Origin of the sequence: Nostoc sp. C052 (assembly GCF_013393905.1) — a bacterium.
Lineage (GTDB): Bacteria > Cyanobacteriota > Cyanobacteriia > Cyanobacteriales > Nostocaceae > Nostoc.
On the sequence record NZ_CP040272.1, the window covers coordinates 4,845,700 to 4,872,334 of the forward strand.

Here is a 26,635-nt window from a genome sequence, read left to right on the forward strand (position 1 = left end):
CTTTAATTTTAGGTAATGCAAGTTATTTGGAAAAGACTAAGATTTCACCGCCGGATACTGCTTCAAGACCTGCTTTAAATATTGCCCAGTATAAGACCTGGGATTTTTTGCAACTTCCTCTGGTGTCCCTACAGCAATCAATTCTCCGCCTTTGTCGCCACCTTCTGGCCCCAAATCTATCACCCAATCAGAACAACGAATTACATCTAAGTTGTGTTCAATTACTAAAATTGAATTGCCTTTATCCACCAATCTTTGCAACACATCTAACAATTTGTGGACATCATAAAAAGATAACCCTGTTGTCGGTTCATCGATTAAATAAAGTGTCTTACCTGTGGCGCGTCGAGATAGTTCTGTTGCCAATTTTACCCGTTGCGCTTCACCACCAGATAAGGTAGTCGCAGGTTGTCCTAGTTGGACATAACCCAACCCGACATCAAATAAAGTTTGCAAACGCGCGATCGCTTTGGGTATATTCTGGAAAAAGTCTAAACTCTCCTCAACTGTCATTCTCAGTACATCAGAAATTGACTTATCTTTGTACTTCACCTGTAAAGTTTCGCGGTTGTATCTTGCACCTTTACAGATTTCGCATTGCACGTAAACATCAGGGAGGAAGTTCATTTCAATCACATTCACACCCTGTCCGCTACAAGCTTCGCAACGTCCACCTTTAACGTTGAAGGAAAATTGTCCAGGTTTGTAACCTCTGGCTTTGGCTTCTACTGTTTGGGAAAATACATCTCGAATCGCATCGAAAATTCCTGTGTAAGTAGCAGGGTTGGAACGTGGCGTGCGTCCAATTGGGGATTGATCGATAACGATCGCTTTATCAATCGCATTCAATCCCTGAATTTTATCCAAATGTCTTGGTAAGGGAACTTTCTTAGTTAAATGGTGTTGCAGAGATGGATACAGTAATTCATTAATCAGGGTAGATTTGCCAGAACCAGATACACCAGTGATAGAGACAAGTTTACCTAGTGGAATGTCTACATCTATATTTTGTAAATTGTTGCGATGGGCATTTTTAATTCCCAAACTGCGCCCATTTCCTTCTCGGCGTTCTGCTGGTGTGTTAATTACTCGCCTTCCTGATAAATATGCACCCGTCAAGGAATCTTCTGCTGCTAATAATGCCTCAAAATCACCTTGGGCGATAATATTTCCGCCGTGGATTCCTGCACCAGGGCCAATATCAACAATGTGGTTAGCTGCACGAATTGTTTCTTCATCGTGTTCAACGACAATTAATGTATTACCCAAATCGCGCAATTTTGTTAGGGTTTTAAGTAACCTGCCATTATCTCGTTGATGCAAACCAATACTCGGTTCATCTAAAACGTAGAGAACTCCCGTTAATCCAGAACCAATTTGCGTTGCTAGACGAATTCGTTGGGCTTCGCCACCAGAAAGAGTCATGGCGGGACGATCAAGGGTGAGATAATCTAAACCTACATCTAACAAAAATTGCAATCTAGCTTTGATTTCTCGGAGAACTAAATCAGCAATTTGCAATTGGCGATCGCTCAACTTAAATTGCTCAATTCTCTCCCGACAATCTCGAATTGATACGGTAGTCAATTCTAAAATTCCATATTGTCCCAACTTCACCGCCAAGGCTTCCGGTTTTAACCGTTTTCCCTTGCAAATTTCACACGGCTGATCGATTAAATACTGTTCTAATTTTTGCTTAACTAATTCCGAACCACCCTCATATTGCCGTTGCAAAATTGGAATAGCACCTTTAAAACTCTGCTTTCTTTGTGCTTCTGCGGCTCGTTCATCTTTCTCGCCATACAAAAGAATTTGCTGCTGTTCTTCTGTTAGCTTGCCCCAATTTGTCTGTAACTCAAACCCATAAATCTGTCCTACGCTGTAGAGTAATTCCAGATAATAAGAATTATCTTTTTCTGACCAAGGCGCGATCGCAGCATAAACTGGTGCTTCCCAGTCAGGTACGATCAAGTCTGGCGCAAATCTCCTTAAAGTCCCGATACCATGACAGTGCGGACAAGCACCATAAGGCGAGTTAAAGGAGAACAATCGCGGCGATAATTCTTCCATTACCGCGCCATGTTCTGGACAGGCAAAGTTTTCCGAAAATACTAATTCTTCTTCTTTTTCTTGTCCATCGTCACCAAGTAGACTCACCATAATGGCCGCAATCCCACCCGATTGCTTGAGACACGTAGACAGGGAATCAACCAAACGCTCCTGAATATCAGCTTTTTTCACCAAGCGGTCAATTACCACTTCGATGGTGTGGGTAAAGTTTTTATCCAATTCAATGGAATCTGACAGTTCGCGGATCTCGCCATTGATTCGCACGCGGACAAAACCTTGAGAAGCAAGACTTGACAAAAGCTTCCGGTGTGTGCCTTTTTTCCCCCGGACAACGGGTGCAAGAATTTGGAAGCGGGTGCGATCTGGTAATTCCATGATGCGATCGCACATCTCATCGATTGTCTGGGGTGCAATACAGCGATCGCATATCGGACAATGGGGTTCACCAGCCCGACCAAATAAGAGCCGCAAATAGTCGTAAATCTCTGTCACCGTACCCACAGTGGAACGGGGGTTATGAGACGTTGACTTTTGGTCAATGGAAATCGCTGGACTTAAGCCTTCAATGGCTTCCACATCCGGTTTATCCAGTTGTCCGAGAAATTGCCGGGCGTAGGCGCTGAGGGATTCTACATAGCGACGTTGCCCTTCAGCGAAAATCGTATCAAAGGCTAGGGAAGACTTACCAGAACCAGAAACGCCAGTGAAGACGATTAGGCGATCGCGTGGCAATTCCAAGTCAATATTTTTCAGATTATGCTGCCTAGCACCCCGAATCCGAATGGTATTCTGGCTGTTGTGGCTGGGGTTGGGGAGATGTCCATTCAAGGATGCTGCTAGCTGTTGGTCTGACATATTGGGCGGCGAAGAAGGAGTTTCTTATGAAACAGTCCTTAATAATACTATCTTTAATCGGTTTATTGTAGAACAATAGTACTGTTTTAGTTACTTATCGTTCCAGATTCATGCCGCAGACATACTTAAGAGTCTGCTAATTTGGAAACATCTCGATTCAATATCCTTCTGAGGGTGAATCTATGGTATCGCAAATCGAACCGTAGACGGAACGCGATCGCTTTAACCATTGACAGACATCTCCGAAAAAGAATGTAGAGACGTAGCACTGCTACGTCTCTACAAGGGTTCTGGGTAACGCATCTTTAATTTCTGGAGATGTCTATTGCTGAGATGAACTTTTTGAAGTTCCTACTCTCAAGGTAAACAAGCGAGTTCACTTAAGAACCGCTATGTTATATGCTTGAATAAATCATGTTAACTCTATAAGAACAGATATTTTAAGTAACTTTGACAACGGAACTAGAAGGCTTTGTAATAAATAAATACGCTTTAGCACTACACACCACCACACCTGAATTAGGTTTGGCAATTAGTGATTTTGCTGGTGAAACTCGCTCTCAAGTTTGGAATTTAGGGCGTGATTTATCTAGCTTAGTGCATCAATATTTGATTGAATTTGTCAAACCGCAAACTTGGGCAGATTTGTCCTTTATTGCAGTTGCAAAAGGGCCTGGTGGTTTCACAGGCACTCGGATTGGTGTTGTTATTGCTCGGACTTTGGGGCAACAATTAGATATTCCTGTATTTGCGATTTCAACTTTGGCTGCGATCGCTTGGTCAGAAGCAGGCAAAAGTCAAAATCCAAAAACTATTGCTGTGGAAATGCCAGCACAACGAGGTCAAATTTTTGCTGGTATTTATGAGTTTGAATCAGATGTTTCTAAACTAAGAGTGTGTTTATCAGATAGAGTCTTAACACCAGAAGCATGGCAAGAAACTTTAGCGAGTTGGAACACTAATTACCAGTTGATTCAAGCCCAATCTGGGTTAGCAGCGACGGTGACAAGTATTTTAGAATTAGCTAATCTTGATTGGCAAGAGGGCAAATATCCTAATTGGTCAGAGGCTTTGCCATATTACGGGCAGCATCCAGTAGAAGTTTAACTAAGTAGGTCGGTGTAAATAATTATTGTTGGGATAAGGCAGGGAGCAGGGGGCAGGGAGCAGGGTGAGAAAGGGTTTGAGCCTTGTTTACGTTTCTTCACACAGTTTGGTTTTATTATGCCGACTTACTTAGTACAAGAAAGCAAAAGTAAAAAGAAATAATACTTCTTTTGTCAATACTTCTCGGGTTTTGCATTTTTAACTCGGAATCGGGTTTGGGGTAAAGGGTACTGGGTTTGGGTTAAAGGTTTTTTCTTCCCCTTTTCCCTTTCCTCTTTTCTCCTTAACCGAGAAGTATTGCTTCTTTTGTAAGCTTTCTGGCTATTTTAAATGAGTGGTTGAAACCTCTCCCCAAAGTAGGAAGAGGTTTGGAGAATGGTCAAATTAAATCCATTAAACTTACATTTAATTAGAGGTCTTTTTTGATAATTAGCAACTTAGGTAAGTGACTAATTACACTTCGGCGGGTTGATATTCTTGTTGTCTTTCTACAAACGACTGGACACGGGCGCGGTAGTTTCTCACGGTCTCATCTACCCATTCGCGATCATTGCTATTTGCATACAAATGCACCAGTGGTTCGCTGGCATCTGGTAAAACTAACAGCCAACTGTCATCATAGGGTTGACAAATTTTCACTCCATCGATTAACTCTAGGTTTTGGGCTGGGTGAGTTTCCACTAAGTAACGCATCAAAGCACCCTTAGCTGTCCACGGACATCGGACTGTATAAGTTTTGTGAATTACACGGGGCAATTCCGATCGCGCCGCCGCAAGCGATCGCTCTTGTATAGTCAACATCTCAATGATCTTGGCAATGCAGAACATGGAATCAAAGCCCGGATGCAGTTGCGGGAAAATAAAACCAGTCTCTCCACTACCTCCCAATACCACATTTGGGTTTTTCTGACAAGCCTCCATTAAAGCTGTCGGGTTGGCTTTAGTGCGAATCACTCTGCCATCATGGCGACGGGCGACTTGTTCAATGGCACTGGAAGCATGAACTGGTACTACTACTGTTCCTCTGGGGTTAGCCGTCAGAATCATGTCTACCATCAGTGCTGTTAAAGTTTCTCCACGAATTGGGTAGCCTGATTCATCAACTAAAATTAGTTGTTCCCCATTTGCGGATACTTGCACGCCAAAGTTAGCTTTTAATGCCTCCACTACATGGCCTAACTGAGTCAGCAATCCTTCTCGGTCAGTGATTGACATCGCCGTTTTATTGACACTGGCATTCAACACCACTGCATCAGCGCCAAATTTATCCAACATTTGGGGTAAAACTGCCCCCGATACAGCATAAACATAATCAATCACCACTTTTGCGCGACTGTTGCGGAGTGTATGAACATGCAGAAGTTTCTCAAAAGCAGTGCAGTAGCGATCCATGACTTGGCTAGGATAAGATACATCGCCAATTTCATGAATTAGCGCCCGCCGCATATCCTCCTTAAAGTAAGCTCCTTCAATTTTCTTTTCCAGGGCTTTGGAGATATTAATGCCCTTGGCATCCATAAATTCAATCAAAATGTAGTCAGGGCGATCGGGGTGTACACGCACGTGGATACCACCAGCTACCGACATTGTGGGTATAACTGTGCGGGCAATGGGAATAGCTGTGGCATCGAGATTTTGAATATCAATACCTACTGACATTAAACCAGCAATGAGCGATCGCGTTACCATCCGAGAAATATTACGCTGGTCGCGGGAAACCGTTACCTTAGAACCAGGTTTCAAGGTAGAACCGTAAGCAGATCCCAATTTCACAGCGAATTCTGGGGTGATGTCAATATTAGCTAATCCTTGGACACCACGTTGCCCAAATAAATTTCGTTGGGCGGTGTTTCCCCAGATCAAGTTAATGTTTAGAACTGCCCCTGACTCAATCTTTTTACTAGGCCAAACACGCACACCAGGGCTAATTTGGGCTTCTTCTCCCACCGTGGAAAGGGAACCCACAACAGCAGCTTCTAATACATGGGCGCGGCGGTCTACACGAGTGCCACGGGAAATTACACAGGCCGAAAGATGTGCTTCATCGCCAATAAATGCCCCATTCCACACTATGGGACGTTTGAGATTAGCATCAGCACCAATAGTGACATTATCTCCAATGACGGTTCCTGCCTCAATTTGGACTCTTGCACCGATGCGGCAATTATCACCAATCACTACCGGGGTTTCAATCACAGCCGTCTGGTCGATGTAAGTATTTTGGCCTACCCATAACTCATGAGAAACTTCTTTGTAGGCAAAATCGAGATTGACTTTCCGATCCAAAGCGTCATACTGAGCCTCGCGGTAAGCATCTAAGTGACCAACATCACACCAGTAACCTTGGGCAATGTAACCATACATTGGCTCATCTTTTGCTAGTAGTAAGGGGAATAAGTCTTTGGAAAAGTCACATTCAATATTGGCTGGCAGATATTCCAAAACTTCTGGTTCGAGAATGTAAGTACCAGTATTGACGGTATCAGAAAAAATTTCACTACTAGAGGGTTTTTCTAAAAATCGCCGAATCCGTGCTTCTTCATCGGTAATCACTACCCCAAACTCAATCGGGTTGGGAACCCTGGTTAAAATCAAAGTAGCTTTTGACTTCTTTTGTTTGTGAAATGCGATCGCAGCTGTGAGGTCGAAATCTGTTATGCTATCACCGCTAATGACTAAAAAAGTTTCATCAAGAAGTTCGGCAATGTTTTTCACACAGCCGGCTGTACCCAAAGGCTGATCTTCTTCAACCGCATAAGTCATCTGGACGCCAAAATCGCTGCCATCTTGAAAATAGTCTCGCAAGACATCAGGTAAATAATGCAATGTCGCAATTACTTCCGTAATTTGATGTCTTTTGAGGAGATTGATAATATGTTCGGCAATTGGTCGATTTAGAATCGGCACCATCGGTTTCGGCAGATCGCAAGTTAATGGGCGAAGCCGCGTTCCCGAACCCCCTGCCATCAGTACTGCACGCATAAATTCTCCTTAACTAATTACAGCCTTCGCTGCTGCAAGACTTATGAGATATTTTTTATTCTTCCTTCTTTAGTCTCCTATGGATATTGATATTTGAGGAACTTCCATAAGATGCATCTAGATTGGGTATTGGGCATCTGACCGAAACAGAATAGGATATAGAGCAACTAAATTTGTGTATGGAGAAGAAAAAATATATTTCGAGACGCCAAAAGCGATCGCCTTTGGCGTCTTATAGAGATAAATACGGCGTCCTTGTTACCTTTAGAAAGTAAAAGTAGTTCTCAATGCACCAATGACAGCATCATTGTTATTGCTGTTGTTATCCGGCGAAGTCAACCAAATAATTCCGGGAGTAATGGTAATATTATCGCTCACTTTATACTGGTAGAATGCTTCTAAATGATATGAATTGTTCTTGTCTTTGCCAATTTGGGCGACACTTGAATTTGTCACATAAGGTTCCATACCAACCACAATACCCGCTAGGTTCCCTTTTTTACCAAGGTCGGGGAATCCCAAAGTAACCGCCCAGTTCCAGATATCCAGACTTCCCCGATTAATTCCACTTCCATTGCTTGCCAAAATACGAGTGTTAGTGTAACCAGCCCAACCACCCAAGATAAATTTATCACTCAGTTGTAATGATGCTTCTGCACCATAAGAATTACTAGATACTGGTAAATCAGAACCAGAAAATGGAGCTAAATCATTTGGCAAATTGGGATTATTCAGTAAAGCTGAACGCAGGTTAGCACGGTTGCTACCTGTACTACCATTGGCAGTGAAGTCATTATTGTAAGAATTAACGTAAGTCAAACCAAGGGTGAATTTTTCAGTAGGTTTGATCGTTAACTGGGCTATAGCTCCATAAGCACCGTTGAATAAACCACTTTGATTTTGAGGATTAGCAGGATCGTTAGCTAAGTATCCCAAACTTAGTTCTAGATTCTTGCTGAACTGGTGCTGAATTCCTAAACCAGCACCATTAACTAGATAGTAAATCGGGTTGCGAGTCCCAAAATGAGAAAGAGCGCCGCTACCACCATCTCCATCTAAGTAAGGGTTTACTGTATTAGTAAAATCATCTGCTGCACCTGCATTTGCTTCAACGATGACATTTGTTTTCTGAGTGAGAGGGAACTGATACAACAGTGCATCGATGCCGACAGAATTGTTGTTGTCATTGGCAAAAGTACCACCAGCAAACCGGAAGTCACCTTCTGGTGTAAATGTAGAGTTGCCAGAGAAGGCATTCAGGTTTGTGGCTTGGAGTCGAGTTCTGAGTAAATCTTTACCTGTAAAACTGGTGTCAAAGTTGAGACGGATGCGATCGCCTAAAATAGGATTCAGATTGATTTTTTCTCCTCTAGCATTATCTCCTGAGACAATTCCTGCCACTGCAAAAATAGCTTCACCATTGAGTTTGGTAGTGGTAGAAAACTGATGTGCTTGCAGTTCTGTAGCGCGTGATTCCACCGCATCGACTCGACCGCGTAAGGTTGCTAGTTCGGTGGTAAATTCCTCTTGCAATTTTTGTAATGTGGCTAAATCTTGTTTCTTGACTAAATCATTAGTTGAGGTAGCAATGAGTTCATTGACACGTTCTAGACAAGCATTCAAACCCGCCGCAAATTCATATCGCGTCATCGCTCGATTACCGCGGTATGTACTATTGGGATATCCAGCAATACAGCCGTAACGTTCTACTAGTGATTGCAGCGCTTGAAATGCCCAATCAGTAGGCTGCACATCTGATAATTGAGATACGGAGGTAACTTGTGCGACAGCATCATTAGTTGCTGGAGAATCTAGAGATTGCTCGGTCTGGTTACTTCCAGATTTTAATGTAGTGTTATTTGGAGGAGATGCGTTGGCGTAGACCGCCGCAGGCATCGCCAGTGTATTAGAACCAACAGTTGAGGCAACAAGCACAACTAATGTAGCCTGCTGAAGAAAACTCCAGAGAACTTTTGCTTTTGACATTTTATTCCTCACACAAAAAATTAATCAGGACTAGGAAACTAAGTAGCTAGGCTTCATTAGGGGTGTAGGAGTATAAGGGTATAAGGGTGTATTCGCTCTGGTGCGTTGGACAAGGATTGAAACCTCGTCCAAAGCAGTCGTACCTTGGGACGGGGCTTTTAAAGAGAGGGGTTGTAGGTGTTGCGTCTTTTTTCCCTACACCCTTACACCCGCCCCAACGAGGCTCGGTAAATCAAATACTAGTCCTAATATTTGGCTCTTAAGGCTTGGCAACACTAGTGACATTCTTGTTAAGAGACGCTAAGGCTGTTAACAATTTCTGTTTATTTGGTGCAGAGGCTTTAAGCCCTGCTTTGAGTTCATCAGATTTGTCTTCAATTTCTTTGTAGGCATTGGGAGACTTAACTTTGACTCCATCCTCAACTTTTGACCAAAAATCCTCAAATTTATCAAATTCCCCTTTAGCTTTGGCAAAATTTCCCGCCTCAACTGCCGCCTTAGTATTGGTAACAACACCCTCTAAACCTTTAAAATCGGTATTTGCAGTGGGACTAACTGCTGTATCAGCCTTGGTTGTCGCAGTAGGACTAGCAGATGTTTCAGGGCTAGTTGTTGGAGTGGAACTAGGAGATGTTTCGGAGACAGAACTCCCAGCAGGTGGTGTCTGTGCAGTAGGTTCTTCACCCTTATTACATCCAACCAAAACCATCAGGCTGATTAGAGAGACTATCAGTACAGGATTAAAACGATTCATTATAGACTCCTCATCAAAACTCGTTTTTGTAGACTAGTGCAACACGGCGTAAATAAACTACCTATTCAAAATCAATGAAATATTTACACTGTATTAATTTTGAATTTCGCCTTGCGGTACTAGTGTTCAGACATCACACTCGCTATGAACAAAAATATTAGGTAATATTTCTGCCATTCAAATATTAAAGCTACCAAGGTAAAAAACTCGGAAAGAACCGATATTTTCTCTTTCCGAGTTTTTTACCTGCTGTGCTTTACCTTAAGAACAGAGTCTCTAAAAATTCCTCGCACCAATTGCTTACTTCGAGTCTTGTCAGACAAGACTCGATTTTCATCATTTAATTTGCATTTTAGGCGAGATTGAGCCTAAATTGTATTGTTTAGTAAAAGTTTCTACTAACTGGAGAATTACTATGAAACGTTCATTTCGTAAGTATCATCGAATCTTTGGCATTATCTTATCTGTGCCACTTGTTTTAACTGTATTGACTGGGATGTTAGTAACGTTTGTCCGTGAGTGGTCTATTGGTATAGGAGTTCCAGCTAGCTTCCTTTTAGGTATCCATACAGGCGAAATTTTTCATCTTGAAAAAATCTACCCAATTTTGAACGGATTAGGACTTCTGGGATTGTTGGCAACAGGATTAAGTATGTCTGGTTTATTTGGTAAAAGGACTCGGCAAAATCCCAAGAATTAAACTAAGATACTAATGGCAAACGTACCTGAAAGCAGCTACCAACACCGACTTCACTGGTGACGGTAATATCTCCTCCATGAGTTCTAGCGATCGCATCGGCAATAGCTAATCCCAAGCCTAAGCCTCCCTCTCGCTGGCTTCTGGCTTGATCTGCCCTCCAAAAACGATTAAAAATTAGCGGAATATGTTCTGGAGCAATACCAATACCAGTATCCTGAATATTTATTGCTATCAACCGGTCAAGTTTAACCAAAGAAACTATGACAGTTCCTCCTTTCGGTGTGTAGTGCAAGGCATTTTGCAATAGATTAGAAAGTAATCGCTTTAATTGAATAGCTTCACCTTTGATAAAAACTTCGGTTGATATTTCTGACTTCAGAATAATTTCCTTAGATACTGCTTCCTGTTCCCAAAAATCCACCAAATCTTCTAATAGTTCATCTATAGGAATACTTATCCATGCAATCACTTGATTATTCGTGACTGCATCCGTGCGAGCTAATAAAAGTAAATCTTCTACTAATTGAGTCATTTGATTGCTTGCAGATGAGATTGCTTCCAATTTATTCAAATTAGCTGGATGAATTCTATCTGGATAATTCATGATGACTTCAACAGAAGTTTTAATGATTGTTAAAGGACTACGTAACTCGTGGGAAGCATCGGCAGTAAACTGTTTTAATTGCTGAATACTTTGCTCAATTGGCTGTAAAGATTGTCTTGTTAGCCACCAACCACCTAAACCGCTAAGAATGATTACAATTAGTCCTCCTAACTCAAATCCCCATAAAAGTCTGTCTAGTTCTTCTTCTAGTTCTTCTATAGATTCACTTACCCGTACATACCCTTGAAGTTTTTTACTGATACTTGAGCTATGCAGATAAACAGGAATAGTAATGCTGCGGATTTTATTATGTTGGGTGATGTCAAAATTAGCAATAAATGGTATCCGAGCAATAGTGGTTCCCGCTTTAGCTAATAACTTACCATTAGCATCAAACCATTCGACTCCTTGATGATTTTCACGTAAATCTTGCCAAGGAATATCTAAATCTCCATCATCATCATTATCTAAAATTCGAGGAATTCTAGTATTAATTGCTTTTTTTTCCACTGGCGCTGCTATTAAGTTGTGAGAAGCTGCATTTGCTAGATTGATAATTTCGCCATCTAATTTTTGATAAAGATTGTAAGATAAAAAATGGTAGACAACTGTAGTAGAAGTTCCCCAAATTGTTACCATTACACCTAGATATGAAAATAAAAGCCGCCTGCCTAAAGCCTGAAGCATCAATTTAAAAAGTTTGTTTTAGTCGATAGCCTAAACCGTATACTGTCTCGATAAAATCAATATTAGCTCCAGCTAATTTTAACTTCTGCCTTAAACTCCGAATGTGAACTTTTATTGTTTCTTCTCCTGGTGGTTCTTCAAAAGACCAAAGATGTTTCAGAATTTCATTGCGATTAAATACTTGATGGCTATGGCGTAAAAATAATTCCAAAATTCTATATTCTTTTGGAGTCAGATGTACTGGTTTTTCATTATATGTTACTTCATAACTATTTGGATCTAAACGCAATTTTTCCCACTCAAATATAGAGGGTAAAATAGTAGTTCCTCGTCTTAGTAAAGCCCGAATACGAGCCATTAGTTCTTGTAAATCAAATGGTTTGACAACATAATCATCTGCTCCTGCATCTAACCCAATTACTTTGTCGGTGCTAGTATCTTTTGCAGTTAGCAATAGAATAGGTATGGAGTATCCTTCTTGTCTTAGTTGTCTGCACAAAGTTATACCATCTAACTTGGGTAGCATCAAATCTAACACTATTAAGTCATAAGGAAAGGCTTTAGTAAACTCCCATCCTATTTGACCATCACTAGCAATATCAACAAGATAATTTTGGTCAATTAGTACTTCTGCAAGTGCTTTTGCAATCCGATGCTCATCTTCAATTAAAAGAATTTTCATCACAGTTTTGTCTTGTTAGCACCACAATTATTGTTTTACCAAATTTATAAAAAAGGGACAGTGTTATGCCAATGACGTGAAAAGTCAGGCTTAACACTCCCTAGCTTATTGACAATGATAAAGTTCATATTCGTAGCCATCGACGCTTGGTAAAGATTGAGTATCAGATATAACGCATGTTTTGACGGCTTCTGCGACGGGGGCGTGAAAGTTTACCAACCATAAGTCAAAAGGTCGTGGTAATTTATTTAAAGTATTTTCTAGAGCTATGCTGGAAGTATTGGGGTCTTGGTCTTGATGGGCAAGGAGAAACAGAGGTTTCTGGAGTGAATTGCCAAGTTTAATCTCCCTAGCTACGCCCATCATTTCCCCAGTGTGTACATAAGTTTTGTGGGTAGTGGCAATCAGTACTGGCACTGGGGATATTTGTTGAATTAGTTGCACAAAGAGGTCAGGGCGATAATATTTTTGATAGCCGAGATTGCAGAATACTGTAACTGCACTCAAAAATCCCATTGACCAAATTAATATCACGGCTTTTTTGCCATTTATTCCCCATCTACCGATGGTTTTGATGCCATTTTTCTCTAGTTCTTTTCCCAGCAATTCCTGGGGAAGATGCCAACAAGCTGCCAGACTTGCGCCTAGTAAAATAACGATCGCCGGAAAGTAAACAAAGTTATATCTAGCGCCTCTGGTCAGATCGATGCCCAAAAAGTAGGTAAAGATAAAGAATAAAGCGATCGCACTGCTTACTACTCCAGCAAACACCTGAATCATCATGCCGTTTTCTGGATGCTGTAGTTGAATCTTAATTCCACGTAGCAAAATTGGTACTGCCCAAATAAAGAAAGTCAACATCACCACTCCAGAAGGAATCAAAACCAAAGCTTGAGAAGATTCCACTGGTAATAGGCAAATCATGGCAATCAGTGTTCCCAAAGCCTGAAAAATTGGGCTTAACCAATCTAGTCCAACGCGTGAACCTCGAATCCACTCGGTCAAAACACCACGATTTTTATTCTCTAATAAGACTGGTATCCAAATTAAACCCGCCACAGAAGTACCTATAGCAACGGCATAGATGCGCCGCCAGGAAGAAGAGAAGAGGAGAGAAAATTTGCTGTTAGTTTGCAATTGCAGCCAAGCAAGAAAAATCAAAACTACGACTTCTGTGCAGAGAGTGAAGGTGAAGAAATAATGAGTTGCAATACCTAAAGCATTAATTCCTACCCACAACAGTGCTATCCAGATGGGTAAAGGTGTGCGGTTTTGAATATGATGTGTGGCAATTACTAAGCAGGTGAGGGAAGCAATTACCCATAAGATTGCCAAAGTGTAATGACGCGCTTCTTGTGCTAAAAATACACCGTAGGGTGATACTGCCATCATAGCGGCAGCCAAATGTCCGACTAATGATGAACGAAACGCTACTCTACCTAAGAAGTAAATACATGGAATGGAGGCAGCGCCGAGGATTGCTGGTAATAATCGGGCCCCAAACAGCGAGACTAATCCCCCATCGCTGGGAAATAATTTCATCCACAGATAAGCCAGCACAAAATATAGAGGTGGATGACTATCTTGTGTAGCTAAGTTATGAACCACATCACCAATACTAGCCGTTGGGTTTAGTTGCAGTGGTTGCAATAAGTTATTAGGTGCGATCGCTCGATCTAAGGGTACTCCTAAAAAAGTATTTCCCAAGCTAAACACCAAGGTGGAAAACTCATCAGTCCAAGGAGGCTTTGCTGTCAAGTTGGCTAGACGCAAGCTGAGGCCGATGAGCAACCACATTAAGTTCAGCCAAGAGTGAACCCAGAAAGGAGGAAGTCGAGCCTGCCAATTATGCCAATGCTTGTGTTGTGACCTATGTTTGGCAGAGGCAAGTAGCAACGAGATAATTTTTTTGTAAAAATAGAATGCATCTAGGAAAAGAACTCTCATTGCTGGGCCTCACACGAATGGATTTGTAGATTTGACGTTGAAGATTGAAGTTCGTTCTAAAATCTAAAAACAAAAATCAAAATCTCAAATCCCTCGTTGTGATTATTTCACGTCGGTGACACGCCAGCTAAGTTTCAAATTAATCCAGAAATTCCAGATAGTAGCAACTGCGATCGCAATAAAGTTGGCAATATAACGGTTGTGAATAATAAAATTGAATACCAAATTCAAGATCAGTACATTCAATACCAGTCCAGCCAGACAAATGGCGTTGAATTTCAAAAACCGTTTCAGGCGTTGATGCCATTCTTGCTGTCTGGTGCTGACATCAGCAAATGTCCAAGCATCATTCCAGAAGAAATTATTTAAAATCGCAATCTCACCCGCAATAATTTTGCTGCGTGTCAGTGGCCAAGCCAAGGTAGTGGGATCGCTGAGTAAGTAAAGTATTGCCATATCTACAAATACGCCACTAAAGCCAACTAATCCAAAGCGGAGGAATAGACCAACGGGGAAATTGACTTTTTTACTCAACCGTCCAACTCGACCTGTGGAAAGCCGCAACCGTACTAAGTGGTGGATGTAATCTATATATTGCTTCCATGTCACCTTACTCTCGCCCTCTTTGCGTTCGCGGAACACATACCCAACTTCGGCAACTTGGTCTACATTTCCCCGGCCGATTACTTCGAGGAGAATTTTGTATCCAACTGGATTGAGTGTTGCATTAGCGATCGCACTCCGACGCACCATAAAATAACCACTCATGGGGTCGGAAACTCTGCCCAGTACCCCCGGTAAGATTACCAAGCCTAACAACTGAGCGCCACGAGATAATAAACGCCTCACGACACTCCAGCTACTAACACCGCCTCCTTCCACATGACGGCTGGCTACAGCTAAATCTGCTCCCTGCTCAACACTACGCAACAATTGCGTCAGCACCTCTGGCGGATGCTGCAAATCTCCATCAATTACCCCCAACACATTCCCCGTCGCAGCTTGCCACCCACGAATCACCGCTGACGATAGCCCCCGTTCCTGTTGGCGTCGCATCACCCGCAACAGGGGGTATTCTGGTATTAAGGATTGCGCTATTTCCCAAGTTTGGTCTGGGCTATCATCGTCTACCACTATTAGTTCATAGTTTCCTGGAATAGATTCATCTAGTAACTGACTCAATATGCTAACTACATTCTTGATGTTGTCACGCTCTTTATAAGTAGGAATTACTAGAGAAAGCTCGATAGATGCACCACTTGTACCCACATCGTTAAGAGGTAACTCTGAAATCTTTAGTGGGCCAGTTGGTACTGTTAACAGCGAGTTGGATGAGTTTGTCTTCATGTTCCAAATTGCAGAACGAGAATGTGTAAAGTCCGTGGAAAATAGAGCCAAACATCTGCTGACTTTATTGACTGAATCTAGTTACTCAAAACTTGAGGGATACTTTTGTGACAGTTAACTGTTCTGAGATTTGAGTAATTTACGCACTTCAATTCACAGTAGTTTGCCAAATTAATCTAAATTTCGCATCTTACTACTGATTTTTATGGTGTTATTTTTTGGTTACATATTTTTATGTACACATACTGTACCATTAAGTAAACTAAGTGAACAAGTATACACCTGACTCAGAAAATTTTTATAATTTCTTAATACTAATATGGGTAATCTCAATTAAATATGAAGTATCGTAAATTTTAGTAACATACTTCTACATTGTCATTGTTAACGATCCGCTCAAGGATAACGGGCTTCTTGATTTAAATGTAGAAGTTGTGTCAGATTGTCTTCATGTTGGAATCAGAATTATTTTATAAACCGAATCAACAAAATCATAGAGTATTTGTCCTAGCTGTGGTACGAAAGGCTATAGATTATACCAAAATACGGTTATGGATGCAGAAACTTTGATAATTTCCGAGTTAGATGCTTGTTAAATTGTCATTTAAATTATTAGCTAAATATAATACTACATCTGAAGAACCAATAAGATTTTACCATCGGTTGTTAACGCTTTGAGGAGATTAAAAACACCATGAAAAAGGAATTGTCGCAGAAATGGATTATTTCTAAATCTTGGTTACGTTTTTTAGCGATCATCATATTAGTAATAGGCGTATTCTTTCGCTTCGTAAATCTTGACAGGAAAATTTATTGGAATGATGAAGTTTATTCATCATTACGCATATCTGGTTATCTTGAGTCAGAGATGAATGACCGATTACGCAATGGTCGTTTGGTCACTCTTGAAGATTTGGAGAAATATCAATATCCTAATTCGGAAAAAAACACAATTGATACAATTGAAGGATTGATTTCAGAAGAATCGCAGGTTGTGCCACTATATTTCGTGATACTCCGGTTTTGGGTAGAGTGGTTTGGCGATTCTATAGCAGTTATAAGAAGTTTTTCGGCATTCATTAGTCTGCTCACCTTTCCTTGTCTTTATTGGCTATGTCAAGAATTATTTGGATCTTCACTAATAGGTTGGATGTCCATTGCATTGATAGCCATTTCACCTATTCACGTTTTGTATGCACAAGAAGCACGAACATACAGTTTATGGATAGTAGCCATCTTAATATCGGGCACCGCACTGCTGCGAGCCATGCGCCTTAAAACAAAGGTTAGTTGGTGTATTTATGCAGCAACATTGTCACTAGGATTTTATAGTCACTTATTTTTTACTTGGATTGCTCTTGGACATGGAGTTTATGTAGCTGTAATCGAACGCTTTAGATTGAGTAAAACATCGATTAATTACTTGTTATCAGCGCTTGCAGGGGTTATAACTTTTCTACCTTGGATTTGGATTATTATTACTCACCCTACTCCTGACAAAATAAGTTGGGCAAATGCTAAACAAACACCTTTTGAGTCAGCTATAAGGTGGGTTGGGATTATTAGTCGCGGTTTTCTGGATGTAGGTATTGGCTCTAGTGAACCGCTAAAATTTAATATTGCCTTAATTTTTTGTATTTTCATTATTCTAACTCTAATTATCTACTCAATTTATGTTCTTTGCCGAAGAACCTCTAAAGAAGTTTGGTTATTTATCTTAATCTTGATTGGAGCTGTAGCCCTTCCTTTACTGGTAGTAGATTTATTATTTGAAAAAAAATCCACTAGTACTCGATATTTACTTCCAGTCGTTTTAGGTATGCAGTTAGCTGTTGCTTACCTATTTACCATTAAATTAACGTCTATTTCTCCTAAAATTTGGCAAAAAAAGCTATGGTCACTTGTAGTTTCCATAGTAATTATCAGCGGTATCGTATCTTGTACGCTCAGTTCCCAAGCCCAGCTATGGTGGATCAAAGCCCCTCTAAGATACCAAGAATATCCCGAAATCGCTAACATTCTTAGTAAAACTAAGAAGCCGCTTTTAATTAGTGACTCTGACATGATTTTCATCCAAACACTTGGTCATTTACTTGACCCAAAAGTGCGATTTCAATTTGTAGTTCAAGGGCAGTTACCAGAGATTACTAATAGCTTTACTGATATATTCTTGTTCAAGCCTTCTGACTTCTTAAAGGCTGGGATTGAGAAAATTTATAACTCAAATTTACAGCAGATAAACAGGTCACTTTGGAAAATCACAAAATCTAGTTAAACCAACAAGGATACGATCGAAATCTAGCGGTTGAGATGCTCCCTAAGAGCAACCATAAAATTCCTATTTGATTTTATAAAAAACGACCTACTCCATAAAGTAATGCCAATTCTGTATGAAGATACACATCATAATACTCCCTACAGTCCCCTCAAGGCATCGGAGGACGGCGATAGCCGAGGGGCAAATTATATGCAGCTTCACAGATAAACGGTATAAGAGGCAGTTATTAAAGTAGATATATACAGATATTGATATTCCTCTTTTCCAGGATTTATCAACGTTTAACGATATAAAAAACAAACTCAATAAAAACTAACTATTTAATCAATAAAGTATACTATTTAGGAGATATTGGATGGTAAATTTGTCAAAAGCAACACCATAAAATCCCCCAATAGGGCATTGCAAAAAAGAGAAAAATTTTGTTTGTTATTAAAATGACGGTGTAGCTTTATTGCTTGTTTTGAGTAAATTAACATCTTAAGAATACAGGGTAAATCATGCATATTCCTGATGGATTTGTTTCTGTACCAGTGGCAGGGGCTACTGGTTTAGCGAGTGCGGCAGCGCTGTTTATTGCCTTCGGGCGATCGCAAGAAGCCTTTGGTATCCGTCGTGCGCCCATATTGGGACTAACCACCGCCTTCATTTTTGCCGCCCAGATGATCAATTTTCCGGTAGCAGGCGGTACTAGTGGTCACTTGTTGGGAGGAACTTTAGCTGCGATCGTTTTGGGCAGTCCTTGGGCAGGAACATTGTGTCTGGCAACAGTTTTAATTATTCAAGCCGTGCTATTTGCTGATGGTGGCATTACAGCCTTAGGGGCAAACATTTTTAACATGGCAGTAGTTGGAGTTTGGGTTGGCTGGGTTTTAACCGAAACCTTGCAACGGCTGTTTGGGGGATCTAAAGGACGCTTACCCTTAGCTGCTGGTATAGCAGCTGGTGTAAGTGTAGTGGTCGCTGCGATCGTTTGTGCCATTGAGTTAGCCCTCTCTGGAACTGCACCTGTCGCGATCGTTTTACCAGCGATGACTGGTGTGCATATTCTGATTGGCATCGGCGAAGGGCTGATTACTGGAGGTGTGCTGACTTACTTAGCCAGAGCTAGACCAGATTTGTTACCAGGAGAACAGCACGAGTTTCGCGGCTGGTCACTACCGATTGTCACCATTTTCTTGATTGCGGGAGTGCTGTCACTCTTTGCCTCAGCTTGGCCCGATGGTTTGGAAAAAGTTGCCCAAAATACAGGTTTCATCAACTTAGCCAATCAAGTACGGATAATTGTGCCTACACCTTTAGCTAACTATAGTATTGAAGGTTTGGGGACAATTGGCACTAGTATTGCTGGATTGGTGGGAGCTGCGGTTTGCTTTGCTGTGGCCTTTGGCATTGCCAAGGTAGTGAAACCGAAAAATGCTTAAACTTTCCTTACCGCTACGCTTGCAACTGTCTCTAGTTATTGTGGTGGGGGCAGCTTTATTAAAGCATTATGCCTGGTATGAACTAAGTATATATGGCGCGATCGCACTTTTATGGGCTTGGTTATTGCGCGTACCAATTCGCCAATTGGGAGGATTACTCGGCACAGAATTGATTTTTTTGTCATTGCTGGCCTTGCCTTTGGGATGGGAGCGAGCTAGTTTTTTGCTGGTTCGTTCGCTGATTTGTCTGGTTACAATGAATAGTTTTTTGTTAACCTTACCGCCCCACAGTTTCGGAATTGCCCTTAAAAGTTTACCCGTACCAGCACCTTTAAAAGAAAACTTGTTGTTAGCTGGGCAATATATGGAAATTTTGCTCTCAGAAGTAACCCGGATGCGACGCAGCGCCCAATTACGCGGTTTGACTGGAACAGGGGGATGGTTGCGTTATGCCAGTGCAGCCATGATTGGAGCTTTGTATCTCCGTAGTTTGGATAGGGCAGAGCGAGTCTACGCGGCAATGGTAGCTCGTGGTTACAACGGACAATTACGCATAGATTCTACCCTCAGACCAAAAGAACGTTTTGCCTTATTACTAGCTTGGGCGATCGCTGCTGTTGTCACCCTAACTTCTTACAAAATTTAACCCACTCCTCAGAGACGCGATTCATCGCGTCTCTACTGTTCACTTCATTACATAGGTAAATTTTGAAATCTTTGACTTCCAATTCCCAAACATCAACCAGTAACCCTCATACAGCCGTAGTGGAGGTTGATAACCTGGTGTATGCGTATTCCCAGCAGGAGCCAGTATTACAACAAATTTCTTTTACCTTAAACAAAGGCGATCGCGTCGCATTGATGGGAGCAACGGGTTCGGGGAAAAGCACCTTATTGGAGAACCTAATTGGCTTAAAGCAACCGCAATCTGGGAAAATTACGATTAATGGTATTCCCGTAGAACCGCAAACCTTACCCCAGGTACGTCGTCAAATTGGTTTTAGCTTCCAAGATGCCAACGACCAATTATTTATGCCCACCATCTTAGAAGATGTTACCTTTGGGCCACGTAATTATGGTATATCAGCAGCAGAGGCAAGCGATCGCGCTCGACAGTTATTAGCTGATTTTGGTCTAGAAGCCTACGCCAATCGTTCCGCACATGAACTTTCTGGTGGACAAAGACGCCTAGCCGCCCTAGCCTCGATTTTAGCCCTAGAACCGGCAATTCTAATTTTGGATGAACCAACCAACGGTCTAGATCCAGCATGGCGGCGTCATTTGGCGCAAGTATTGTTCAAATTACCCGTGCAGGCGATCTTAATTGCCTCCCACGATCTACATTGGTTAGGCAGAGTTACTCAACGCGCTTTGGTGTTGTCTGGTGGTCGCATTCAAATAGACAGCGACATTCAACCACTTTTGCAAGATGGCGCTACTTTAGACCGGTTGGGTTTGCCCATAGATTGGTGATTTGGGCAAGGGAGCGGGGGAACAGAGAAGCAGGGGAGCAGGGGAGAAGTTGCAGTAAGCCTTTCCCCTCTGCTCCTCTGCTCCTCTGCCCCCTGCCCCTTGTGCCCAATCCTCTCATTTCCCCGTAATATTGGATACTATATTCTCTGTTTTATTGCTGTTGGGGTGTTAATGTCTGTTTTACATAAATATACCGTTCTTGCTCCTGTTAGCCTGAGCATTGCTTTGTTCGTTACTAGTTGCAGCGAAAATAAAGTCTCCCAGTGTCAGCGACTAATTCGAGTTGTAAATGCCGGAACCTCTCTGATTGATAAAAATAAAGGAACCCAAGTGATAACCAGCATACAGCTATCTAAAGATTTAGAATTTGTGACTAAATCCATTGCGGAACTGAAGTTAACAGATCCGAAGCTGAAAGAATTTCAAAGCGGTTTTGTCAAGATTTTTCAAAATCTCAGTCAAGCGATCGCTATTGCAGGTAGGGCGCTTGGTGCAACCAAAACAGCAGAGGCATCCGCATCTGGCAGAGAAAAAATCCAAAAGGCTAGAGCCGAAATTGATTCAACACTGACAACAGCAGCTACAACTGTTGGCAAACAATCAGATACGTTAGTGAATGAAATGAATAAGTATTGTAATCAGCCTGATTGAAATACTCACCGTCCTGAAGGAGCGGGGAAGCACTTGACGCTTCAACGGATTCTGCTACGGTCGTAGTCTTACAATTCTTCTGCGTCCGTTTAGAGTCGTGGCGATTCTCCATCCCGACTTGTTCTATATTTTTAGCGTCATTTTCGTCTCGGTCGTGTTTAGAGCCACAATTCAGTTACTTCGTGTCTTCTGTCGGGGGTGCGCCTCTTGAAGTTCTTAAAAAATATATCCAATATCAAGAAAAACCGTGCTTCTAGCACGGGGTTTTAAACCCAAATTTTCGATAATTTATCTGGGGGACTGGGGACTGGAAAAACTAGTTGAACCATAACATTTAATCTAATTCCCTAGTAGTCTGTCAATAAATAATTGATGGATAAATTCCTTGTAAAGACGGCGATTTATCGCGTCTCTCTTATCTGTACCTAATCCCCAATCCCCTGCTTCCCAATCCCATCTACAGTAACTTTTATCACTAGTTTTTTCAAAACTTTCCTGATATACACCAACTTTGTCTGTCAAAAGAGATATTGGTGCAAGTCAAATGAAATACCATGAGTGATATTAGTCTACTGATGGCGGGTGTGCTAGTAACAGCGCCAATGTCTGCGCTAAATTTACCACAACAGCCTATAAATACGTCAGAAAATTCGGTGCAGCAGTCAACACAAAAAAATTTGTCTGAAGTTGTCTCACCTGCTGAAATTACACCGCCTGAATTTGTACAACCAGATATAACCACTTCATCAGCTATAAAGAATAAGTACGAAAATATACTTAAAAAAAGTAGAGAAAAAATTCAATTTATCAGTTCCCCTAATTTACCTGAATTAAAAGATACTCAACCTGTAACAGAAGTTGCACAGAACCAGAAAAACACAGAAGAATTTTCCCAACCTCCCCATCCCTCAGACTCAGACAATCAAATGTCTCAAGTCACTTCAGTATCGCAACTCCAAGATGTGCAACCCTCTGATTGGGCTTTTGGTGCTTTGCAGTCTTTAGTAGAACGCTATGGCTGCATTGCTGGATACCCAGATGGGACTTATCTGGGGAATCGTAGCATCAGCCGTTATGAATTTGCGGCTGGTTTAGATGCTTGCTTAGAGAAGATTAACGATGCGATGCCTGCGGCGGGCTACGCCTACGCTAACAATAAAGTTAATACTGTTAATAACGAAGATTTAGTCTTGCTGCAAAGGTTGCAAGGCGAATTCAAAGCCGAGTTGCAGCAATTACAGCAGCGTATCAAGGTTGTGGAAAATCACAATGGTGAATTACAACGTAATCAGTTTTCCACAACTACCAGATTATTTGGTCAAGCTATTTTTAGTGTTCAGGGAACCAATAGCCCCGATGTGGATTTGTTTCCTCGAGATGGAGTACCTGAACGTCAGGGAAAAACTAATCTGACTTTTACAAGTAGCGCCCAACTCACCTTAGCAACTTCATTTACAGGGCGAGATTTGCTGTTAACTGGTCTATCTGCTGGTAATTTGGGTTCTAATGCATCGTTGCTATCTAACAATATGGGGCGGCTGGGTTTTGAGTCAAATACCAACAACAATCTAGTAATTAGCGATTTATCTTATCGATTTCTTCTCTCAGATAACTTGGGAATTGTCGTAGGTACGGCAGGAGTCAACCCCATCAACACCTTTCGCGGTATTAGTCCTTTAGAAGGTTCTAGCGACGGTGCAATTTCTCTATTTGGTCAGAGAAACCCGATTTTAAGTATTGGTAACGGCAGTGCTGGTATAGGCTTTGATTGGCAGATTAGCGATCGCATCAGTTTGCAAGGCGTTTATAGTGCAGAAATACCCAATTTTCCGGGCAATATCAACCAGGGCGGATTATTTGGCGGTAGATTTACTACTGGCGCTCAGTTAAGTTTAGCACCCACGAATAACCTCGATATCGGCGTACATTATCTTTATTCCCACTCCCCAGATGGCTTATTAGCAAGTGGTATCGGCGATTCTCAACTGATTTCGCCTTTTGCAGATCCTACAGCTTTCAATACCCAAGCAATTGGTGCTACCGTTGCTTGGCGAATTAACCCTAATTTGCAATTGGGTGGTTGGGGTGGCTTTACTTCCTCCAAACCATTAAACCTTCCTGGAAGTGTGGAAACCACGAACTGGATGGTATTCGCGGCTTTTCCCAATTTGCTGCACTCTGGAAATTTAGGAGGCGTTCTTGTCGGACAACCACCCAAAATTACTTCGAGTAGTTTACCCGAAGGCTTTAATTTTCCTAACTTTTCTGATGGGGGAACAGCAGGCGGACGTAGTGACACATCAATTCACGTAGAAGTTTTTTACCGCGCCCAACTCAGCGACAACATTGCTTTGACTCCAGGTTTATTTGTCATTTTCAATCCCGATCACAATGCTGCTAACGATGCATTGGTAGTTGGGGCATTAAGAGCAACTTTCCGGTTTTAATTTTGTACTGATGTAAATGTAATAAAATGCGCTATTTGCATACTGATTGATTCAGTATTAGATGCTTTCATTATTCAGTGGAAGCAAAAAGAAATCGTGTGTAAATGTATACGTATTTTTGTAAATAATTAAAGGAGCAAATTTTTCATGAAATTAGATTCATTAACTCATCGCACTGGGAAAAATGCGGGCGACAGATGGATTTACACAACTCAGACGCAGAAGGTAATTCCCAATCCCAAATCTAAGTTGTGCTGGAAGCGTACCAAAGATACAGCCCAAAATCCAAAATTGTCTAAGTTGGGTTGTGCAGTTGTTGCCAACAGCTGTTTAGCCGCAGTCTTCATCGGTTTAGGCGGAACAAGTGCTTCTGCTCAAATCACAATTCAAAGCACTGGCACATTATCAGGCACTATCCAACTTCCCAGCATTAATCCCAATTTCAATGGCAGCACTACTCGTGTTGATACAGACAACACGGGGACTTACTCCCGGAACTTAGGTACTAATAATAATCCTAATTACGTTCCTGTATACAAGTCAGACTATGTGAAGGTACAAACACGCTCTGATGGTAGTCTGCATTATTTTGTTGACTTTAAAGGCATTCCGATTGTCTCCTTTAATGGCATTCTGACTTCGCCAATTCTCTCTGGCGGTGAGTTGACACCTTATAAATACCAGGGAAGATTGGCAGGAACTACATTTCAAGGAGTAGTTCAGGATGAATTTAATCTCACAAAAGCTTTATACACTGGTATTGTCACCGATCCCAGTACTGGAAATCAGTATCAGGGAACCTTTGAAGTGAGTGGATATGGAGTCCGATATAGCGATCGCAATGGTGGGGCAACCCCCACAGTTTTTGATTTCAAGTCAGATATCCCAGGTTCGCCAAAAGTGACATCTTTGGAAATGACTAACTCACCCCTGGCAAGAATACAAATCAAAGTACCTGCAACTGCAACTCTCATAACTCCCTCACCAGTAACTAACGGTGGCAGCACACCTACCACCCCGCCAGTAACTAGCGGTGGAAGCACACCTACCACCCCGCCGATAACTAGTGGTGGAAGCATACCCATTTCCCCATTAGTAATTGAGAGTGGCAGCACACCGACTTCTGCACCTGTAGTTAATGATAGTAGTGCGATCGCTACCTCGACACCTGCAACCTACGCATCTGGGACTAATTCTCCATCGCTTTCTACTACACCTAATATGGAATTGAGTAACGGTAATTCCTTAGAAGTCAATCAAGTAGTTGTCAACCCTGCAACCCTTGCTCAAGCGGCTTGTTCACAGGATTCTACCAAGAGTTGTGCAATATCCACTTCACCTAAACAAGCGATCGGCCCCCGTAGTCGAGTGCTACTGCGTTAGTTAGGGACTTTCAAATAAAAAAAATCCAACTACTTCTTGTGGGGTGGGTGTCTCGCCCGCCCTTAAACAAAAGCTGACTTGACAAAAACTTTGGCTGCTTCTGGCACTCTATCAGGGCAAAATGAAATTAATATAATAGCCAAGACAGGGGCAACATTGTAATTAAAAAAGTCCATCAGAAGTTATTCCTAGCGTTTTTGTAGTTCAGACTTCCTTTCTCTGATAGATTTTCCCCTGATGATTTTCTGGCTATACTAGGGCTTAAGCTGATTGATAAATTTCGTGCCCCAGTATGAAACATCCAAAAAACTCCCAGTTTTGGATATATACCAGTGTACATTTACTTTTAACTGACACAAAAATCATATCTGAATATTGGAGGGAATTAATTTTTTTGTGTCTATAAAAACTCGATCAATCAATTACTAAGCTTAACACTAACACTACAAAGTGAATCTACATTAATTAAACATATTCCGAGTAAGCACCTATGAAAGAAGAATTGATAGCCAGAGTTTTGCATGTCTTGCGAATTAATATGAGTTGGATGACTTGGAATTTGTTTCTGGCTTTTATACCTTTGGCTTTAAGTGTGTGGCTATTTCGCATGAGGCGCGGTGGCACTTGGCTTTGGTGGCTAGGATTCTTAGTTTTCTATGCTTTCTTACCAAATGCACCGTATTTGTTGACTGATGTAATTCACTTGATAAATGATATCCGCATGATTCAGTCAGTGTGGATAATTACTTTAGTACTTATTCCTGTCTATTTCCTAGTAATTCTAGGTGGATTTGAAGCTTATGTAATATCGTTAATTAATTGGGGTCACTACTTACATCGCATCGGTAAAAGTCAATGGATTTGGCGCGTTGAGTTGATTACCCATTTTCTCTGTGCTATTGGCGTCTATTGGGGAAGATTTCTGCGTTTCAACAGTTGGGATTTTATTACTCAACCCGATGCCGTAATTACCAAAGGTGTTGAGGAAATTCTCGGTAAACAGCCATTGGTGATTATTGCTATCAGTTTTGTGATCCTTGTTGGACTGTACTGGATTATGAAACGAGTCACTTTGGGTTTTATCAGGCAACCAAAAGATGCATATCCTCTCAATACACAATCAGCCGATACTAACACCCCAAATGCTGGATGAGTAAAGGTTTTTCGTAAGAATTCAGAATTCAGAATTCAGGAGTCAGAATGGGCTAAACGCTCCGCTACCGCTAACAGAAGTCAGAATAATTAAATAATAATGATT

Annotated in this window: 19 protein-coding genes; 10 read left to right on the plus strand and 9 right to left on the minus strand. The window is 41.5% G+C overall.

What is annotated here, in order from left to right; translation table 11 throughout:
* Window positions 1–36: 36 nt before the first annotated feature.
* Window positions 37–2,925 (minus strand): excinuclease ABC subunit UvrA, encoded by a 2,889-nt coding sequence (gene uvrA, locus FD723_RS19925; protein ID WP_179066890.1) that lies wholly within the window; start codon window positions 2,923–2,925, stop codon window positions 37–39.
* Between the two features lie 450 nt (window positions 2,926–3,375).
* On the opposite strand from uvrA, the gene tsaB reads away from it, so the two are divergent.
* Window positions 3,376–4,032, plus strand: a complete 657-nt coding sequence (gene tsaB, locus FD723_RS19930; protein ID WP_179066891.1) for a tRNA (adenosine(37)-N6)-threonylcarbamoyltransferase complex dimerization subunit type 1 TsaB — start codon at window positions 3,376–3,378, stop codon at window positions 4,030–4,032.
* Between the two features lie 453 nt (window positions 4,033–4,485).
* Here the strand turns inward: tsaB and FD723_RS19935 are convergent, their stop codons facing one another.
* The 3 genes from FD723_RS19935 to FD723_RS19945 all read right to left on the minus strand — a co-directional run bounded on the left by FD723_RS19935 (window position 4,486) and on the right by FD723_RS19945 (window position 9,754).
* On the minus strand, window positions 4,486–7,014 hold the full coding sequence (locus tag FD723_RS19935) for a mannose-1-phosphate guanyltransferase (RefSeq protein WP_179066892.1): 2,529 nt from the start codon (window positions 7,012–7,014) through the stop codon (window positions 4,486–4,488).
* A gap of 264 nt (window positions 7,015–7,278) precedes the next feature.
* Complete coding sequence (locus FD723_RS19940) at window positions 7,279–9,000, minus strand: iron uptake porin (RefSeq protein WP_256874869.1); 1,722 nt, start codon at window positions 8,998–9,000, stop codon at window positions 7,279–7,281.
* Between the two features lie 259 nt (window positions 9,001–9,259).
* Window positions 9,260–9,754 (minus strand): DUF4363 domain-containing protein, encoded by a 495-nt coding sequence (locus FD723_RS19945; protein WP_179066893.1) that lies wholly within the window; start codon window positions 9,752–9,754, stop codon window positions 9,260–9,262.
* 415 nt (window positions 9,755–10,169) lie between these two features.
* On the opposite strand from FD723_RS19945, the gene FD723_RS19950 reads away from it, so the two are divergent.
* Window positions 10,170–10,454, plus strand: coding sequence for a peptidase (locus tag FD723_RS19950; protein ID WP_179066894.1), 285 nt, complete (start codon window positions 10,170–10,172; stop codon window positions 10,452–10,454).
* A gap of 1 nt (window position 10,455) precedes the next feature.
* Here FD723_RS19950 and FD723_RS19955 read toward each other — a convergent pair whose 3' ends face one another.
* From FD723_RS19955 to FD723_RS19970, 4 genes are all read right to left on the minus strand, one after another.
* Window positions 10,456–11,745 (minus strand): cell wall metabolism sensor histidine kinase WalK, encoded by a 1,290-nt coding sequence (locus tag FD723_RS19955; protein WP_179066895.1) that lies wholly within the window; start codon window positions 11,743–11,745, stop codon window positions 10,456–10,458.
* A gap of 4 nt (window positions 11,746–11,749) precedes the next feature.
* Window positions 11,750–12,427, minus strand: coding sequence for a response regulator transcription factor (locus FD723_RS19960; RefSeq protein WP_179066896.1), 678 nt, complete (start codon window positions 12,425–12,427; stop codon window positions 11,750–11,752).
* Window positions 12,428–12,532: 105 nt separating this feature from the next.
* Window positions 12,533–14,374, minus strand: coding sequence for a phospholipid carrier-dependent glycosyltransferase (locus FD723_RS19965; RefSeq protein WP_179066897.1), 1,842 nt, complete (start codon window positions 14,372–14,374; stop codon window positions 12,533–12,535).
* 102 nt (window positions 14,375–14,476) lie between these two features.
* Window positions 14,477–15,721: a glycosyltransferase gene (locus FD723_RS19970; RefSeq protein ID WP_179066898.1), complete on the minus strand. Its 1,245-nt coding sequence runs from the start codon at window positions 15,719–15,721 to the stop codon at window positions 14,477–14,479.
* Window positions 15,722–16,415: 694 nt separating this feature from the next.
* Between FD723_RS19970 and FD723_RS19975 the strand changes: the two genes are divergently transcribed.
* From FD723_RS19975 to FD723_RS19995, 5 genes are all read left to right on the plus strand, one after another.
* Window positions 16,416–17,996, plus strand: a complete 1,581-nt coding sequence (locus tag FD723_RS19975) for a glycosyltransferase family 39 protein (protein WP_179066899.1) — start codon at window positions 16,416–16,418, stop codon at window positions 17,994–17,996.
* A 503-nt stretch (window positions 17,997–18,499) separates the two neighbouring features.
* Window positions 18,500–19,423 carry an energy-coupling factor ABC transporter permease gene (locus FD723_RS19980; RefSeq protein ID WP_179066900.1) on the plus strand — a complete coding sequence of 308 codons (924 nt, stop codon included), beginning with the start codon at window positions 18,500–18,502 and terminating at the stop codon, window positions 19,421–19,423.
* The gene (locus FD723_RS19985) at window positions 19,416–20,069 is read left to right on the plus strand and encodes an energy-coupling factor transporter transmembrane protein EcfT (protein ID WP_179066901.1); all 654 of its coding nucleotides are present in this window, start codon (window positions 19,416–19,418) and stop codon (window positions 20,067–20,069) included. Before FD723_RS19980 ends, FD723_RS19985 begins: the two co-directional genes overlap by 8 nt.
* A 62-nt stretch (window positions 20,070–20,131) precedes the next feature.
* Entirely contained in the window at window positions 20,132–20,896 is a 765-nt protein-coding gene (locus tag FD723_RS19990; protein WP_179066902.1) for an energy-coupling factor ABC transporter ATP-binding protein, read from the plus strand.
* A 171-nt stretch (window positions 20,897–21,067) separates the two neighbouring features.
* Window positions 21,068–21,547: a hypothetical protein gene (locus FD723_RS19995; protein WP_179066903.1), complete on the plus strand. Its 480-nt coding sequence runs from the start codon at window positions 21,068–21,070 to the stop codon at window positions 21,545–21,547.
* Window positions 21,548–21,886: 339 nt separating this feature from the next.
* On the opposite strand, the gene FD723_RS20000 is transcribed toward FD723_RS19995, so the two are convergent.
* Window positions 21,887–22,069, minus strand: a complete 183-nt coding sequence (locus FD723_RS20000) for a hypothetical protein (RefSeq protein ID WP_179066904.1) — start codon at window positions 22,067–22,069, stop codon at window positions 21,887–21,889.
* A gap of 32 nt (window positions 22,070–22,101) precedes the next feature.
* Between FD723_RS20000 and FD723_RS20005 the strand changes: the two genes are divergently transcribed.
* The 3 genes from FD723_RS20005 to FD723_RS20015 all read left to right on the plus strand — a co-directional run bounded on the left by FD723_RS20005 (window position 22,102) and on the right by FD723_RS20015 (window position 26,530).
* Window positions 22,102–23,994: an iron uptake porin gene (locus tag FD723_RS20005; RefSeq protein ID WP_179066905.1), complete on the plus strand. Its 1,893-nt coding sequence runs from the start codon at window positions 22,102–22,104 to the stop codon at window positions 23,992–23,994.
* A gap of 147 nt (window positions 23,995–24,141) precedes the next feature.
* Window positions 24,142–25,377, plus strand: a complete 1,236-nt coding sequence (locus FD723_RS20010; protein WP_256874870.1) for a hypothetical protein — start codon at window positions 24,142–24,144, stop codon at window positions 25,375–25,377.
* 490 nt (window positions 25,378–25,867) lie between these two features.
* The gene (locus tag FD723_RS20015; RefSeq protein WP_179066906.1) at window positions 25,868–26,530 is read left to right on the plus strand and encodes a DUF1361 domain-containing protein; all 663 of its coding nucleotides are present in this window, start codon (window positions 25,868–25,870) and stop codon (window positions 26,528–26,530) included.
* Window positions 26,531–26,635: the final 105 nt, after the last annotated feature.

What these genes read in the sequence shown, in the direction of transcription:
- uvrA (WP_179066890.1), bottom strand. Translation starts at nt 2,925, where the DNA reads ATGTCAGACCAACAGCTAGCAGCATCCTTGAATGGACATCTCCCCAAC.
- FD723_RS19935 (WP_179066892.1), bottom strand. Translation starts at nt 7,014, where the DNA reads ATGCGTGCAGTACTGATGGCAGGGGGTTCGGGAACGCGGCTTCGCCCA.
- FD723_RS19940 (WP_256874869.1), bottom strand. Translation starts at nt 9,000, where the DNA reads ATGTCAAAAGCAAAAGTTCTCTGGAGTTTTCTTCAGCAGGCTACATTA.
- FD723_RS19945 (WP_179066893.1), bottom strand. Translation starts at nt 9,754, where the DNA reads ATGAATCGTTTTAATCCTGTACTGATAGTCTCTCTAATCAGCCTGATG.
- FD723_RS19950 (WP_179066894.1), top strand. Translation starts at nt 10,170, where the DNA reads ATGAAACGTTCATTTCGTAAGTATCATCGAATCTTTGGCATTATCTTA.
- FD723_RS19955 (WP_179066895.1), bottom strand. Translation starts at nt 11,745, where the DNA reads ATGCTTCAGGCTTTAGGCAGGCGGCTTTTATTTTCATATCTAGGTGTA.
- FD723_RS19960 (WP_179066896.1), bottom strand. Translation starts at nt 12,427, where the DNA reads ATGAAAATTCTTTTAATTGAAGATGAGCATCGGATTGCAAAAGCACTT.
- FD723_RS19965 (WP_179066897.1), bottom strand. Translation starts at nt 14,374, where the DNA reads ATGAGAGTTCTTTTCCTAGATGCATTCTATTTTTACAAAAAAATTATC.
- FD723_RS19970 (WP_179066898.1), bottom strand. Translation starts at nt 15,721, where the DNA reads ATGAAGACAAACTCATCCAACTCGCTGTTAACAGTACCAACTGGCCCA.
- FD723_RS19975 (WP_179066899.1), top strand. Translation starts at nt 16,416, where the DNA reads ATGAAAAAGGAATTGTCGCAGAAATGGATTATTTCTAAATCTTGGTTA.
- FD723_RS19980 (WP_179066900.1), top strand. Translation starts at nt 18,500, where the DNA reads ATGCATATTCCTGATGGATTTGTTTCTGTACCAGTGGCAGGGGCTACT.
- FD723_RS19985 (WP_179066901.1), top strand. Translation starts at nt 19,416, where the DNA reads ATGCTTAAACTTTCCTTACCGCTACGCTTGCAACTGTCTCTAGTTATT.
- FD723_RS19995 (WP_179066903.1), top strand. Translation starts at nt 21,068, where the DNA reads ATGTCTGTTTTACATAAATATACCGTTCTTGCTCCTGTTAGCCTGAGC.
- FD723_RS20005 (WP_179066905.1), top strand. Translation starts at nt 22,102, where the DNA reads ATGAGTGATATTAGTCTACTGATGGCGGGTGTGCTAGTAACAGCGCCA.
- FD723_RS20010 (WP_256874870.1), top strand. Translation starts at nt 24,142, where the DNA reads ATGAAATTAGATTCATTAACTCATCGCACTGGGAAAAATGCGGGCGAC.
- FD723_RS20015 (WP_179066906.1), top strand. Translation starts at nt 25,868, where the DNA reads ATGAAAGAAGAATTGATAGCCAGAGTTTTGCATGTCTTGCGAATTAAT.